General features: G+C 41.2%; 13 protein-coding genes, 3 tRNA genes and 2 pseudogenes. 9 read left to right on the forward strand and 9 right to left on the reverse strand.

The window, feature by feature from the left end:
- Positions 1 to 155: 155 nt before the first annotated feature.
- A complete protein-coding gene (locus GBN19_RS12600) occupies positions 156 to 1,565 on the reverse strand; it encodes an amino acid permease (protein WP_151778390.1) in 1,410 nt (469 codons plus the stop codon).
- Positions 1,566 to 1,801: 236 nt separating this feature from the next.
- Between GBN19_RS12600 and radA the strand changes: the two genes are divergently transcribed.
- Together radA and GBN19_RS12610 are read left to right on the forward strand one after the other, a co-directional pair.
- The gene (radA, locus tag GBN19_RS12605) at positions 1,802 to 3,187 is read left to right on the forward strand and encodes a DNA repair protein RadA (protein ID WP_151710719.1); all 1,386 of its coding nucleotides are present in this window, start codon (positions 1,802 to 1,804) and stop codon (positions 3,185 to 3,187) included.
- 167 nt (positions 3,188 to 3,354) lie between these two features.
- Positions 3,355 to 4,317, forward strand: coding sequence for a Tim44 domain-containing protein (locus tag GBN19_RS12610; protein WP_151778391.1), 963 nt, complete (start codon positions 3,355 to 3,357; stop codon positions 4,315 to 4,317).
- A 49-nt stretch (positions 4,318 to 4,366) separates the two neighbouring features.
- Here GBN19_RS12610 and GBN19_RS12615 read toward each other — a convergent pair whose 3' ends face one another.
- Positions 4,367 to 5,548, reverse strand: a complete 1,182-nt coding sequence (locus GBN19_RS12615; RefSeq protein WP_151778392.1) for a S1C family serine protease — start codon at positions 5,546 to 5,548, stop codon at positions 4,367 to 4,369.
- Positions 5,549 to 5,740: 192 nt separating this feature from the next.
- Here GBN19_RS12615 and GBN19_RS12620 point away from each other — a divergent pair, with 192 nt between their 5' ends.
- The 4 genes from GBN19_RS12620 to GBN19_RS12635 all read left to right on the forward strand — a co-directional run bounded on the left by GBN19_RS12620 (position 5,741) and on the right by GBN19_RS12635 (position 7,599).
- The gene (locus tag GBN19_RS12620; RefSeq protein WP_151778393.1) at positions 5,741 to 6,499 is read left to right on the forward strand and encodes a Nif3-like dinuclear metal center hexameric protein; all 759 of its coding nucleotides are present in this window, start codon (positions 5,741 to 5,743) and stop codon (positions 6,497 to 6,499) included.
- Positions 6,500 to 6,648: 149 nt separating this feature from the next.
- Positions 6,649 to 7,275 carry a superoxide dismutase gene (locus GBN19_RS12625; RefSeq protein WP_151710723.1) on the forward strand — a complete coding sequence of 209 codons (627 nt, stop codon included), beginning with the start codon at positions 6,649 to 6,651 and terminating at the stop codon, positions 7,273 to 7,275.
- A 168-nt stretch (positions 7,276 to 7,443) separates the two neighbouring features.
- Positions 7,444 to 7,519 (forward strand) — tRNA-Asn (locus tag GBN19_RS12630).
- A 4-nt stretch (positions 7,520 to 7,523) separates the two neighbouring features.
- Positions 7,524 to 7,599: transfer RNA gene (locus GBN19_RS12635), tRNA-Asn, on the forward strand.
- Positions 7,600 to 7,709: 110 nt separating this feature from the next.
- Here GBN19_RS12635 and GBN19_RS12640 read toward each other — a convergent pair.
- The 5 genes and pseudogenes from GBN19_RS12640 to phoA form a co-directional block, all read right to left on the reverse strand.
- Positions 7,710 to 8,540, reverse strand: a pseudogene (locus GBN19_RS12640) (amino acid aminotransferase); the annotation flags it as partial.
- 38 nt (positions 8,541 to 8,578) lie between these two features.
- On the reverse strand, positions 8,579 to 9,214 hold the full coding sequence (locus GBN19_RS12645; RefSeq protein WP_151710725.1) for a YitT family protein: 636 nt from the start codon (positions 9,212 to 9,214) through the stop codon (positions 8,579 to 8,581).
- Complete coding sequence (locus tag GBN19_RS12650; RefSeq protein WP_151710726.1) at positions 9,207 to 9,689, reverse strand: Lrp/AsnC family transcriptional regulator; 483 nt, start codon at positions 9,687 to 9,689, stop codon at positions 9,207 to 9,209. Before GBN19_RS12650 ends, GBN19_RS12645 begins: the two co-directional genes overlap by 8 nt.
- 16 nt (positions 9,690 to 9,705) lie before the next feature.
- Entirely contained in the window at positions 9,706 to 11,037 is a 1,332-nt protein-coding gene (locus tag GBN19_RS12655) for an amino acid permease (protein WP_151778394.1), read from the reverse strand.
- Positions 11,038 to 11,285: 248 nt separating this feature from the next.
- Positions 11,286 to 12,704, reverse strand: coding sequence for an alkaline phosphatase (gene phoA, locus GBN19_RS12660; protein ID WP_151778395.1), 1,419 nt, complete (start codon positions 12,702 to 12,704; stop codon positions 11,286 to 11,288).
- Between the two features lie 195 nt (positions 12,705 to 12,899).
- On the opposite strand from phoA, the gene GBN19_RS12665 reads away from it, so the two are divergent.
- Both GBN19_RS12665 and GBN19_RS12670 read left to right on the forward strand, forming a co-directional pair.
- Positions 12,900 to 12,975 (forward strand) — tRNA-Asn (locus GBN19_RS12665).
- Between the two features lie 161 nt (positions 12,976 to 13,136).
- A complete protein-coding gene (locus tag GBN19_RS12670) occupies positions 13,137 to 13,406 on the forward strand; it encodes a hypothetical protein (protein WP_151710728.1) in 270 nt (89 codons plus the stop codon).
- Positions 13,407 to 13,474: 68 nt separating this feature from the next.
- Here the strand turns inward: GBN19_RS12670 and GBN19_RS12675 are convergent, their stop codons facing one another.
- Entirely contained in the window at positions 13,475 to 13,903 is a 429-nt protein-coding gene (locus GBN19_RS12675) for an organic hydroperoxide resistance protein (protein ID WP_151710729.1), read from the reverse strand.
- Between the two features lie 88 nt (positions 13,904 to 13,991).
- Positions 13,992 to 14,426: a MarR family winged helix-turn-helix transcriptional regulator gene (locus GBN19_RS12680; RefSeq protein ID WP_151710730.1), complete on the reverse strand. Its 435-nt coding sequence runs from the start codon at positions 14,424 to 14,426 to the stop codon at positions 13,992 to 13,994.
- 148 nt (positions 14,427 to 14,574) lie between these two features.
- Here GBN19_RS12680 and GBN19_RS12685 point away from each other — a divergent pair.
- Positions 14,575 to 14,868 (forward strand): annotated as a pseudogene (locus tag GBN19_RS12685) (transposase domain-containing protein); the annotation flags it as partial.
- Between the last annotated feature and the right edge of the window lie 105 nt (positions 14,869 to 14,973).

Here is a 14,973-nt window from a genome sequence, read left to right on the forward strand (position 1 = left end):
GTTTGTTGGAGTGTTAAATCTAAATGATGTGATAAATTCATAAAAAAAATGAGTGTATTTGCATACACTCATTTTTACAGCAATTTGCATTTTTTTGCTTAACTGACTGGCATTACTCTATAAAGAGGGTTTTAGTTTATTCAAATCATGAATGCTTACTTTTTCTTTTTAAACATATAACCAATACCCAAGATCAATAACCACAATGGGCTGATTAATAGAGATTGGCGAGTATCTGGCTCAAGAACCAAAATACCAATTGTAAAGATAAAGAATGCAATCACAACGTATGACATAAATACGCCACCAGGCATCTTAAATGTCGATTTTTCATGCAATTCAGGACGTTGTTTACGGTACTGAATATAGTTCACCATAATGATGATCCATACCGATACAAGCAGAATAACTGAAAGAGTCGTTGCTAATGTAAATGCAGTAATGGTATCTGGTACGAAGAACTGAAGTACTGCCCCCCCCATGATACATGCACACGAGAACATCAAACCGTTAGCAGGAACTGCACTTTTTGACAATTTACCCAATTTTTTCGGTGCTTGGTCATCTTTTGCTAGACCGTACAACATACGGCTTGTCGAGAAAATACCACTGTTCATTGAAGACATCACTGAAGACAGCACCACCAAGTTCATGATGACCGCTGCAGTTGGAATACCTGCCATTAAGAACAATTCAACGAATGGGCTCTTGTTTGGTACAACGTGGTTCCAAGGAATCACTGACATAACAACAGTCAATGATAAAACATAGAACAAAATGACACGAACAGGAATCGCATTCACTGCTTTTGGCAAGTTAATATGCGGATCTTTCGCTTCTGCTGCTGAAGTCCCGACAAGTTCCACCCCAATAAATGCGAAGATCGCAATTTGGAAACCTGCTAAGAAACCTTCAAACCCTTTCGGGAAAATCCCGCCATGTGACCAAATATTACTTAATGCTGCTACATCGCCATTTGGTGATTGATAGTGTGTAAAAATCATATACGCACCAGCAAAAATTAAGGCAATAATTGCAACAATCTTAACAATCGCAAACCAGAATTCAGTTTCCCCAAATAAACGCACTGTCATCAAGTTCAAAAGCATTAAGAAAAGTACACAACCCGCGCTAATTAACGCCTGTCCACCGGGGGTGAACTGCATATCTGGTGGGAGCCAGAAGCTTAAATAGTTAATTACCGCAGTTAAGTCAGCTATACCTGTCAGTACCCAGCCAACCCAATACGTCCAACCTACATAAAAACCTGCTTTTGGCCCGATCAAGTCATAAGACATGTCGACAAAAGATTTGTATTGCAAGTTCGAAAGGAGAAGTTCACCTAATGCACGCATTAGGAAGAAAACCATAATACCAATAATAAAATAAATTAATAAAATCGATGGGCCTGCCAAAGAGATCGTTTTACCTGATCCCATGAACAAACCTGTGCCAATGGCACCCCCAATTGCGATTAACTGCAAGTGACGGTTACTCAAATTACGCTGTAATTCGTGATGAGCATCGTCAGGTGCGTTAACTTCATTTAGCTCGTTAAAACTCATTGATGATTATCCATAACAGAGTTGCTACAACGAGTAGCAATTAACATTCCAACTTCAGAAGAAGAAGCTTAAAAAACAAACATACGGTAAAAAACCGTCCCCAAAATAAACAGCCCTAAAAAACAAAGCATATATCATGCAAGATCAGCTCTATGATCTCGAGTGTTTTTTATCAGATGAACGTGATAATGTTAAGCCCCTTTTTAAATTTTTTTTATATAAAAAAGCGCTAAGTCATGAGTAAAGTAAAAACAACCTATCGATGTGAACAGTGTGGAACAGATCATTCTAAGTGGGCTGGACAATGTTCTGAGTGTGGCGAATGGAATAGTTTACTTGAAATTCGACTTGAACCCAGCGTTCCACATCGAGGAAAATCACCATCATTTTCAGGTGGTTATGCAGGACAATCCGCACAAATCACCACACTTAATCAAATTTCGATTTCTCATGAAACTCGCCTTGCAACAGGAATTAGTGAATTTGATCGGGTTTTGGGTGGTGGCTTAGTCACTGGATCTGTTGTGCTGATTGGTGGTGATCCTGGCATTGGTAAATCAACCATTTTATTACAGACCGCCACACACATGGCAAGTCATAAAAATGCAGCACTTTATGTCACAGGTGAAGAATCTTTGTCACAAGTTGCCCTCCGTGCGCAACGTCTAGAGCTTCCTACTGCACAACTTAAAGTGATGGCTGAAACCTGTGTAGAGCGAATTTGTGAAGTCTTGGCACAACAACGCCCAGCCGTTGCCATTTTAGACTCTATTCAAACCTTATATACAGAAACCCTGCAATCTGCCCCTGGCGGAGTCTCCCAAATTCGTGAATCTGCGGCACTGTTGACTCGCTTTGCTAAAAATAGTGGTACAGCATTATTTATTGTGGGTCACGTCACCAAAGAAGGTGCTTTAGCAGGGCCTCGCGTTCTTGAGCACATGGTGGACTGCGTTCTGTATTTTGAGGGTCAATCCGATTCGCGCTATCGAATGATCCGTGCTGTTAAAAACCGTTTCGGTGCCGTCAATGAACTCGGTGTTTTTGGTATGACCGATAAAGGTCTACGTGAAGTTGCCAATCCTTCAGCAATTTTCTTAAGCCGTTATGATGAAGCCATTTCGGGTTCGGTGGTCATGATCAGCCGAGAAGGCACACGTCCGTTATTGGTTGAAGTACAAGCATTAGTTGACGATGCACAAGGACAACCCCGTCGTGTAGCGCTAGGTTTAGAACAAAATCGTTTAAATATGCTACTGGCAGTGATGCACCGTCATGGTGGAGTACAAACCAATGGTCAAGATGTTTATGTCAATATCGTGGGTGGTTTGAAAATCACTGAAACTGGTTCAGATTTAGCAGTACTCCTCGCTTGTGCTTCAAGTTTACGGGGTAAAGCCTTACCTCAACAGCTTGCCGTCTTTGGTGAAGTTGGCTTATCAGGTGAAATCCGTCCTGTGCCCAATGGACAGGAACGCCTTAAAGAAGCGGCAAAACATGGCTTTAAATATGTAATTTTACCTCGAGGTAACGCACCACAAAAACCGATTGAAGGTGTACAGGTGATTGCTGTTGCTCGTTTGCATGAAGCTTTACATGAAGCAATGCAACTGTGCGAATAGTTTTACCTTTAGGTAAAATTAAGACTTTATAACGATAAGTTAAGCCTCACTTTTTCAAACAGATTAGACACATTTACCCACAGCAAAATTACGCATTTACTATTGAAATTCAAGATCAACAGCCGCATAAATGCAATGCAAAATTTAGCGTTACATAGGAAAATGACATGAACACACGTCAACGTGGCTTAGTTGCTACGCTTTTAATGGCAACATTGTTGGCTTCACCGTTCGTTGAGGCCAAACGTGCAGGTGGTGGACGTAGCCACGGCATGACCCGTTCTGTTGCACCCAGTCAGTCATACCAACAACGGTCACCGTCCTACCCAACATCACCAACACCTGTCACAACGCAGCAGCAAAAATCAGGTTCAAACCTCGGTAAAATGGTTGCTGCGGGTGCAGCAGGTGCGGCAGTTGGTGCTTTAGCAACCCATGCTTTAGCAAATGACAACAATGGCAACGCAGCGAGTCACCCACAACAAGCTCAAACAGAACAAAAATCTGGTATTCCAAGCTGGATTTGGTTCATTCTGCTCGCTGGGATTGGTTTCTTTATTTATCGCAAATTGAGCGCTAAGAAATCAAATAACACCAATCCTTACGCTCCAAATCAAAATGGTACGCCTTTTACAGGGCAACCACAGACAAACAGCAACAATACCAATATCTTCGGTCAAAATGTTGGTGGTGGTTATAGTCATAATCCAAGCCCACAAACAGGTTTTGGTGGTGCATATACCAATAGCGGCAGCCAGTTACCTGATGGTACTGAGCCAGCAGCATTTTTACGGATCGCACGCCAGCGCTTCAACCATATTCAATCGATCAACAGTGCAAGTAATATTGAAGAAATTCGCCGTTATTTAACACCTGAACTTTATAACTCCATGTATCAAGACATCATGGCAAACCGTGATCAAGATGTTGCTGAATTTAGTAACCTCAATGCTATGATTGCAGACTCAGCCACTGAAAATGGTCAATACATTATCAGTGTTCGTTTTACAGGTACTGTTTCTGAAGATCTAAACAGTATTCCACAACCATTTACCGAAGTTTGGCACTTTGTAAAACCTGTAGGTTCACAGCAAGACTGGCTTGTTGCAGGAATTCAAGTCGAAAATTAAGTTCTAGTTGCAAAAAAAAATCAGTTGCGAGCAACTGATTTTTTTTATTTTAACGTTTAGGCAGTGGAATATATTGTGTATTGGTATTTTTCACTTTACGCTCTCCCACTTGCACAGCCACATCGACAAGTTTACCCTTCCGTTCAATTGAGAGATGAATCGTACTATTCGGTGCTTGTAAAGCAACGTAATTAATCAGATGTGATGCAGATGTAATCTGCTGCTGATCAACCTTTAAAATACTATCTCCAATCTGTACACCTGCTTTTGCAGCAGGACCATTTGCCAAGACACCCGCCACAGTAACACCAGTATTGGTATTAGCAGACTGCCAATCAGCATCTTGTTTAGGTGGCATCACGCTAATTCCCAACCAACCACGCACCACACGACCATCTTTCAAAATCGCATCAAACACCTGCTGGCAAATTTTGGCTGGAATCGCAAAACCAATCCCCAATGAACCACCCGATTGCGAAAAAATTGCGGTATTAATACCGACCAGATTCCCAGCAACATCAATCAGCGCACCACCTGAATTACCAGGGTTAATCGCTGCATCGGTCTGAATAAAGTCCTCATAAGTGTTAATTCCTAAATCAGAACGACCTGTGGCGGAGATAATTCCCTGTGTCACGGTTTGACCCACACCAAATGGATTACCAATTGCCAAAACGACATCGCCCACTTCATTACCACTCAATTTAAATGGCACAACAGGCAGATGATCTAAATCAATCTTAATGACAGCCAAATCCGTGTCTGGGTCTGTACCAATCACTTTAGCTTCTGCACGGCGACCATCTTTCAAACCTACAACAATTTGATCGGCCTGAGCAATGACATGATTATTGGTCAAGATATAACCATCAGCACGTACAATGACACCTGAACCCAAACTATTTTCATTTTTGTTGAGTTCTTCAGGTGTGCGATTGCCAAAAAACTCACGAAATACAGGATCATTCAGTAAGGCATTATCACTACGATTGACTTTTTGTGTGGTAAAAATATTCACAACCGCAGGCGCAGCAACTTTTACAGCATTACGATAAGATTGCACTGCACCTTTTTGATCATGCTGCACCAATGTTTGCTGTTTTTCAGAAGGCATAGCAATACCATCTGCGGCAACCACCACTTTAGGTTGTTGAGTTTTTTGCCAAAAAATAAAGCCAGTAATTACAAAAATTAATAAAATCCATGGCAACCATGTTAAGGTTTTGCGCACGCTATCATCCTCTATCGGGTATTTTCTTTCATCAAATCGAAAAGTATTGAAGTCAGCATTGTAAAGTGAAATATCTTGTAAAAATTAAAAACTTCATAGGCTTTTGTCTAGCTTTAGTTACAATAACTGTGATCAATATCACAACAATCTTTACAATAATCAAGCTCCAAGTTGGCTTGAATCAGGATTTTTATGGCGCAATTACAAGATATTTTAACGTGGTGTGAACAAACTTTATTGGTGAATGAGTTTAAAGATTACGCACCCAATGGCTTACAAATCGAGGGTAAATCTGAGGTTAAAAAAGTACTTTGTGCTGTCACAGCATCTTTAGATGCCATTGAAGCCGCAGTCGAAGCAGAAGCTGATTTGTTGCTCGTACATCATGGTTATTTTTGGAAAGGCGAACCTGCACCAATTACAGGCATGCGCGGGGCGCGAATTAAAAAGCTGATTCAGCATGATATTTCCTTACTCGGCTATCATTTACCTTTAGATGCACATCCAAGTTTGGGGAATAATGCTGCGATTGCGGAACTTCTACAACTGAAAAATATTCAGCCACTTAATCCAAATGATCGTCATCCAATTGGGAATATTGGCTTTCTAGAACAACCGATTTCAGCCGAAGCCTTCAAACAAGAACTTTCTGAAGTTTTTGCCCGCGAGATTATTCATCTCCCTGCACATAACAGCACGATTCAAAAAATTGGTTTTTGTACTGGTGCAGCACAAGACTTTATTACTCAAGCCGCAGAACAAGGCTGTGATGCCTATATTTCTGGTGAAGTCAGTGAACGTACTTTTTATGAAGCGCGCGAGCTAGGAGTCCACTACTTTGCTTGTGGCCATCATGCGACTGAACGCTACGGCGTACAACGACTTGCTCAAGCATTAGCAAAACAGTTTGACATTGAGACCATTTATTATGAACAGCACAATCCGATTTAAATGATATCTAAATCAGATTGAAAGAATTGTCATTCAGACAAACTGGACGTATATTGTATTTCATTGTTTATCAATCACGTTTTTTGTTGAAAAATACATTAAACTAGTGACACAAAATTTTCCAACCCAGCTCATGCAAGGAACGAAAGATGACAACCATTACTTTACCAGCATTACCATATGCATATGATGCGCTTGAACCACATATCTCAAAAGAGACTTTAGAATTCCATCACGACAAGCATCACCAAACTTATGTGACTAACCTGAATAACCTCATCAAAGGCACTGACCTTGAAGGTAAATCTTTAGAAGAAATCATCCTTGCAAGCGCTGGCGATGCATCTAAAGCAGGTGTTTTCAATAACGCTGCTCAAGTTTGGAACCACACATTCTACTGGAACTCTATTGCACCAAACGGTGGCGGTAAACCTACTGGCGCAATCGCTGCAAAAATCGATGCTGCATTTGGTTCTTACGAACAATTTGCTGAACAATTTGCTGCTGCAGCAACAACTCAGTTCGGTTCTGGCTGGGCTTGGTTGGTTGCAGACAAAGTCAATGGCGATCTTTCTATCGTAAAAACTTCAAATGCAGACACTCCACTTGCACACGGTCAAGTTGCTGTATTAACAATCGATGTTTGGGAACATGCTTACTACATCGACTACCGCAATGCTCGTCCTAAATACATCTCTACTTTCCTAGAAAGCCTAGTCAACTGGGATTATGCAAATGCGAAACTTGCTGGCGAAGCTGCAGGCGTAGAAAAATAAGTTTTTTGTAAAACTTAAAAAAAGGCGTCAGATGACGCCTTTTTTATGCTTCGAATACTCACCATCTTGGTTTCTAAACAGAAAAATGATTATTAATCCAACAAATAAATTTATTTTTTATTTTTGACTTGACCTCACTGTCAGTAATCCATAGAATTCGCTTCAGATTCTCCAATAGCTCAGTCGGTAGAGCGACGGACTGTTAATCCGCAGGTCCCTGGTTCGAGCCCAGGTTGGAGAGCCACTATTCTTCCATAGCTCAGTCGGTAGAGCGACGGACTGTTAATCCGCAGGTCCCTGGTTCGAGCCCAGGTGGAAGAGCCAAGATTCGAAAAGCCCAACATCACACATGTTGGGCTTTTTCTTTGGGAAAAAGAAAACCATAAAAATAAAAAAGCAGCCTAATCCAACTGCTTTTTTATATCGAAAATAACTTAGCTTTGAATCACTTGAGCAATCGCATGTGCAACATGTTCAATGTTTTTACAGTTCAAACCTGCCATACAAAGCCGTCCGCTTTTGACTAAATATACCGTAAATTTTTCGCGTAAACGCTCAACTTGCTCAGGACTCAAACCTGTATAACTAAACATGCCTTGTTGCTCAGTTAAATAGCCAAAGTTCTGCTCTGGAACAGCTTGCTCAAGCAAATCACGTAGAGTGACCCGCATCTCCAAAATACGCTGACGCATTTCTTCCACTTCATTCAGCCACAACTGTTTCAGTTCATCTTGGTTTAACACCACATTCACCAAAGATGCGCCTGTCGTTGGCGGGCCTGAATAGTTACGGCGAACAGTCGCTTTAAGTTGACCCAACACACGTACAGCTTCGTCTTGGTTATGACAAACAATTGACAGACCACCAACACGCTCACCATAGAGTGAGAAAATTTTAGAAAATGAATTACTTAAAACAAAACGCACTGACGTATTGGCTAAAGCACGAATCAGATAAGCATCTTGCTCAACACCCCGTCCAAAGCCTTGATAAGCAATATCCAAGAATGGAATCAGGTTACGCTGCTGAATAATTTCAATAATGATATCCCACTGATCCGCAGACAAGTCCACGTCTGTCGGGTTGTGACAGCATGGATGCAACAACACAATGCTTTGCTCAGGCAACTAAGACAGCATTTGACACATGCCAGCAAAATCAACTTGCCCTGTTGCAGCATCAAAATATAGATATTGATAAGTCTTAAATCCAGCACCTGCAAAAATTGCAATATGGTTGTCCCAAGTTGGATGACTCACCCACACAAACTGGAATATGATCAAACATAGTTTTTCTCGATGAATTACGCCACATAACGATCTGAACGATGATTCAACGTCAGAATCATGTTCAAAATCACTGCACCTAAAATAGAAATTGCCAGCAACTTGGTATTCACATACGCCAAAGATGCCAACAGGATACAAATATCCAAACCCATTTGAATTTTTCCTGCAGGAATGCCATAACGCTTTTGAATGAACAATGCGAGCAGGTTAAATCCACCTAAACTTGAACGATGTCTAAATAAAATTAAGAAGCCCAAGCCCATAAAAATATTGGCTAAAATCGCCATATATAATGGAGACATGCCTTGCACGTGAATGAATAAAGGATGTATTTCAGTGAGTACAGACAGTAAGCCCACCGCAATAAAAGTTTTAATCACCATTTGCAGACCAAGCTGCTTATAGGCCAAGTAATAAAATGGCAAATTTAAGGTGAAGAAAATAAAACCAAATTTAATCCCTGTGACATAGTGAATCAGCAACGCCAGACCCGCTGTTCCACCAGTCAATGTGCCTGCACTTTGCATCAGCAACATGGCAAAGGAAATCATGAAGGTCGCGATCAACATCGCCAAACCATCTTCAACTGAAGAGTGAGGTTTTAATTGCACCTCAGGCTGATAATTAACCATAGATGTTGTATTACTCATGCTGATTATCCACGTTCATCATTTGATGATTTTCTTTAATACGCTCAAGCACAATCGAGGTATTAAAGTTACCAATGCCAATATTTAACGATGCCAAACGATTAATGAGTTGGCTCATCTGATTCAAGTCACTGACAGTGACTTTCAACATATAGTCATAACTACCTGTGATTTTATACACTTCACGAATCATGGATTCCTGCTCAACAAAGGCGAGGAATTTTTCCAGAATTTCAGTACTATACTGCAACAGCTTGATTTCTATAACCCCCATCACAGGGTAACGCTCAGCACTCGGGTGCAACTGGGCAAAATACCCCACCACCATACCTTGTTGCTCGAGCGCAATACGTCGTCTTGAACATTGTGATGTCGATAATCCAACAATCTCTGCCAGTTCCTGATTACTCAGACGACCATTGGCTTGCAACTGCTGTAAAATCTTTTGGTCATATTCATCAAGCTGATTGCTCACAATTCACTACCTCTATTTACTGTTCTAGCACCAAGATGCTGTTTTCTTTCTGCCGATATTTCAAAATATATGCCGCACTGAGCACCACCAGCCAAACTGGCAACAAAATCACAGCCATACGCATTTCTTCAGATACAGCCATAATCACCAGAATACCAACCACAAAAGCGATGGTTAAATAGTTGCTCCACGGCGCAGCAATACTCGGAAATAACGCTTGACGCTTTTCTTGCTGCATAAATTTACGAAATTTTAAATGGGTGATTGAAATCATTAACCAGTTCAATACCAATGCTGCAACCACCAACATCATCAGCATTTCAAAGGCATTTTTCGGCGCAACATAGTTCACGACAACACAGAGTGCCGTAACGGCTGCTGACACCAATAATGCAGCAACAGGAATACCACGACTGTTGATTTTTTTCAGGAAACTCGGCGCATTGCCCTGTTCTGCCAAGCCAAACAACATACGGCTATTGCTATACACACAACTGTTATAAACCGACACCGCTGCGACCAACACCACAATATTCAAAACATTGGCAACACCTGTGCTATTGAGCGACTGGAAAATCATCACAAACGGACTACCACCTTGCGCCACCCGATCCCATGGAAACAAGCTCAACAAGACACCAATCGCACCGATATAGAAAATCAAAATACGGTACACAATCTGGTTGGTTGCTTTTGGAATGGTATGCTGTGGATTTTTAGTTTCTGCCGCTGCGATTCCAACCAGTTCCAGACCACCAAAAGCAAACATAATGAATGCCATGGCAGAAACTAAACCTGACCAGCCATGCGGTAAGAAACTACCATGCTGCCATAAATTACTAACACCTGCCGATGGACCTGCATGACCTGAAAACAGCAAGTAAGCCCCAAAACCAATCATGCTAATGATCGCCACGACTTTAACGCAGGAAAAAACAAACTCGAGTTCACCAAATAGGCGAACATTCAGCAGGTTGATCGCATTGATTGCAATAAAGAACACCAATGCTGTCAGCCATGTTGGGACACTTGGCCACCAAAACTGCACAAAAATCCCGATTGCACTCAGCTCTGCCATAAAGCCTGCCATACGTCCCCAATACTTGTAGGCAAAATGACTAAATGAGCCACTGACTGGCTCTTCAACCACCATTTCACCGAGCTGACGCATAATTAAAAATGCGATAAAACCCGCGATGGCATACCCCAATAGCACACTCGGCCTAGGCAATTGAATCGTGTGTGATAACCCCAAGAATAGACCTGTACCAATCGCGCCACCAAGCGCAATTAATTGCACATGCCGATTCGATAATCCCTGTTTAAGTTGCTGAGACTGATCCGACATAACAATAGCTCATATTTATAAATATGCAATAAATTTGCAATTGATATGTTAAAAACAGGATTTATGCCTATATTTATTATTTTAACCGTTATTTATTGCATAAATTACAATTCTTATCACGAAAGAAGCGCCAATTTAAATCATTCAGAATCATTTTTGACTCTTTTTAATGCAGCTTTGCATAAAGACTGCGCACAATAAAAAACGCACAGCTAAGCTGTGCGTTGAATCGCTATTTTTTAACTCATTTAATGAATATTGAGTGCATCTCGCATAATAAAAAACAGATCCGTCTGATCAATCAAACCTGACACATTCGCCGCACGCGGACCATAAGCTGCAATTCGGACTTGTGCCCCTGTATGTTCCTGACTATCGCCTGTCGATGTCGCATAATTGACTGCCATTGCTGACTGATCTTTGGTCAATAAATTGGCAGTTTTTCCTGGGCTGTCCGCGTCCACTGGAATAATCTGGCTGGTGTGTGCATGATCACCTGTGACAATAATCAGCGTATCAGGATGAGTTTTCGCAAATGCTAGTGCTTCCTGAATCGCTTCATCTAAAGCTACAGTTTCACCGATTTGACCACACGGGTTGGCTGCGTGGTTTTGCTTATCAATCGAACCACTCTCCACTTGCAGGAAAAAACCTTTTGGATTTTTATCCAAGAGTTGAATCGCTTTTGCCGTCATCATTCGCAAAGTTGGAATTTCATTTCCACGTTCAGGATTCACTTGGCAACGCTGAGCCGCTTGCTTGTTCCCATTCAGTACTGCTTTCGGCCCCATCCAGCTCACAGGTAAATTACCTTGTGCAAACAAACCTAAAACAGGTTGCTTTTGATTGGCAGTCGTCAATTGGTTAAGCTGATCGGCATTGGACACCACTTGATAGCCACGCGCCTGTGCCTGAGCCAATAAGGTCTGACCTTTATATTGCCCTGCCGTTGCCATCTCATTAAATGAAGTTGCACCACCACCCAAGGTCACATCCGCACGCGCATCGAGCAATTGTTCACTGATCGAACCCAAGCCACCATTCTCCAAAGTATTGGTCGGACATAGTTTGGCGGTTGAAGATGGTGAATAGCATTTTCGATGGGTGACATGTGCAATTAGTGCCGCTGGGGTTGCATCTTGCAATTCAGTTGTGGTGACATTTCCTGTGGCATAGCCTGCCCGTTTTGCCAAAGCCAAAATCGAGTCATGTGCTTTTGCCTGTATATCAACCCCGATTGCACCATTATAGGTTTTTACACCTGTTGCCCATGCCGATGCCGAAGCGGCGGAATCGGTTACATAATCAATGGTTTTATCTTTATTGATTGAATAGGTGGTATAGCTGCCTGTAAATGGCAACACATCGATTCCTTTAAAATAGCCACCTGCACCTTCCACATAATTTCGGGCGATGGTAATTTCCGAATCACTTGTTCCATCCCCAATAAATAAAATCACATGTTTAACATGACGCGAGTCAATTGACGCCTTGAGGGTTTCACTGCGTTCTTTCGTTAAACGAGTTGCACCCGAAAACTGCTCCAGTTGACCTTTCGCTTGTGGTGCAATCAAATGATTTTGTGATGATGCTGTTTGCGGCATAGTACTGCAAGCACTGACTGCAATTGCGACACAACTGCTGAGTAAAAGTGGTTTCAAATTCACCAAGAGACTCCTGTTATCGATATTGTTTTGCCACTTGGGTTAAATTAATGGATTTATATTGCAATTTGATTTAACTTCATCACCTTAACCCACAGATAAATGATTATTTTTAAAACAATTAAACCCTAAAACTAGAAAACTTAAGCTCAAATGCTTGACCAACCCTTTAAGAATCCATAAAATCCTGTTCCATATTCTCCAATAGCTCAGTCGGTAGAGCGACGGACTGTTAATCCGCAGGTCCCTGGTTCGAGCCCAGGTTGGAGAGCCAAATTCAAAAGCCCATAAGTTTTCTTATGGGCTTTTTTAATACTTGCCTATAGTTACCAATTGTAAGCACAATTTGTTTTGACTGAAATCAATCATCCTCTAAACTAGCGACCTAAGTACTGTGGCAGTCTGTTTCTTCTCGCCCCAATTAGGATACATCATATGTTAACACCGCAAGAAATCCGAGCTCGTGACCGTAAGCGTTGGACGATTTTCGCTATTGCACTACTTATTCCGATTGCTTTAGTGCTGTTGCTATTTTTAGCTGCATCTCAAGATACGAAAACCAAAGCTAAATATGATGAAGAACGTGCTGAATACGCTCAAAAATACCAAGAAGAAGATGCTCAATCTAGCCAGCCAATGAGTTCTCAACAACAGTTTGATAAACTGAAACAGGATTCAGAAGCCAAAACTTCAAGCAATCAGTAATCGAGTTTTAACATGAAAAAAGGCTTATCTATAGATAAGCCTTTTTTATTTGATAATGCAATGAATTGTTATTCAAAAATTTTTAATGTCACATCAATATTGCCACGCGTTGCATTTGAATATGGACAAACAATATGCGCAGCATCAACTAGTTTTTGTGCTTCAGCATGATCCATCTCTGGCAAGTGAATATTTAAAGTCACTTCAATGCTGAAACCTGTTGGAATAGGACCAATACCCACTTCCCCCTCAATGAAAGCATCTTTAGGCATATCAAATTTGTCACGAGCTGCGACAAATTTCATTGCACCCAAAAAGCATGCCGAATATCCTGCTGCAAAAAGTTGCTCTGGATTGGTGACTGCACCACCTGCACCGCCCATTTCTTTAGGTACACCTAACTGAACATCAAGCACACCATCATCTGAGGTTGCACGACCATCACGACCACCTGTAGCTTTGGCTTTAGCAGTATAAACGACTTTTTCTAATGACATGATTTCTTCCTTTAAATTAAGTATCACACAAATATATCGCACACGATATAAATATTCAGTCAATAACTCACAGCAACTAAACTGTAAATTATTTAATCAATGTAGCACGCAACTGTTCTAACTGATGTTTCAACTCGATTAAAGTTTGTAAATCACATTGACTGGTTTGCTGGATCAATTCAGGAATCATTTGAGCTTGCTGCTTTAAAGCCAAACCCTGCTTAGTCAAACCAATCAATACCTGCCTTTCATCCTGATCGGAACGCTGGCGAGTAATCAGCTCCGATTTTTCAAGTTTTTTCAGCATAGGCGTCAGTGTTGATGATTCGAGATAAAGGCGTTTACCAATCTCCGATACTGTCACCCGATCTTGTTCCCAGAGCACCAACATAACCAAATATTGAGGATAGGTGATTCCCAAAGGTGCAAGTAACTGACGATATTTTTGATTAAATGCCAAATTGGCAGAATAAACCGCAAAACACAGCTGGTTATCTAGTTTTAATAATCGATCATCACTCAAAAGCCTCTCCTCGTATCACACGACTGTCATCGGCATTATAGCTAAGATTGCCAATAAAAAAGCCCGCACAAGGCGTAATGCCAGTCAGTTAAGCAAAAAAAGATAAATTGCTGTAAAAATGAGTGTATGCAAATACACTCATTTTTTTATGAATTTATCACATCATTTAGATTTAACACGCCAACAAACATTACTCTCACTCTCACATTTCAATGAACTCATTGATTTAAATTGGATCAAAGCTTGTTTAAAAGAAACAGGCAAGGCATCTATCCGAAAGAGAAAACTCCCTGCTGAACATGTGGTATGGCTGGTGATTGGTCTTGCCTTATTTCGAGATCAACCCATTTGGTATGTTGTTCAACAGTTGCAACTTGTCTTTGGTACAACGCAATATTGTGTTCCCAGTGCATTGATGTGTGCTTTACGTCCAACGTTGGGAGATTGAGATGTGCTATCGGGAAATTAAAAGTGATTTACAAGATAGTCAGACGTTAAGAAGTAAGCAGCCTGATTTGGTTTATCAGGAATTATGGGGCGTATTGAT

Origin of the sequence: Acinetobacter brisouii (genome assembly GCF_008993995.1) — a bacterium.
Taxonomy (GTDB): domain Bacteria; phylum Pseudomonadota; class Gammaproteobacteria; order Pseudomonadales; family Moraxellaceae; genus Acinetobacter; species Acinetobacter brisouii_A.

Coding starts and splice junctions, on each gene's coding strand:
- radA (WP_151710719.1), top strand. CDS start 1,802: ATGAGTAAAGTAAAAACAACCTATCGATGTGAACAGTGTGGAACAGAT.
- GBN19_RS12670 (WP_151710728.1), top strand. CDS start 13,137: ATGTTAACACCGCAAGAAATCCGAGCTCGTGACCGTAAGCGTTGGACG.
- GBN19_RS12620 (WP_151778393.1), top strand. CDS start 5,741: ATGGCGCAATTACAAGATATTTTAACGTGGTGTGAACAAACTTTATTG.
- GBN19_RS12675 (WP_151710729.1), bottom strand. CDS start 13,903: ATGTCATTAGAAAAAGTCGTTTATACTGCTAAAGCCAAAGCTACAGGT.
- GBN19_RS12655 (WP_151778394.1), bottom strand. CDS start 11,037: ATGTCGGATCAGTCTCAGCAACTTAAACAGGGATTATCGAATCGGCAT.
- GBN19_RS12600 (WP_151778390.1), bottom strand. CDS start 1,565: ATGAGTTTTAACGAGCTAAATGAAGTTAACGCACCTGACGATGCTCAT.
- GBN19_RS12645 (WP_151710725.1), bottom strand. CDS start 9,214: ATGAGTAATACAACATCTATGGTTAATTATCAGCCTGAGGTGCAATTA.
- GBN19_RS12610 (WP_151778391.1), top strand. CDS start 3,355: ATGAACACACGTCAACGTGGCTTAGTTGCTACGCTTTTAATGGCAACA.
- GBN19_RS12625 (WP_151710723.1), top strand. CDS start 6,649: ATGACAACCATTACTTTACCAGCATTACCATATGCATATGATGCGCTT.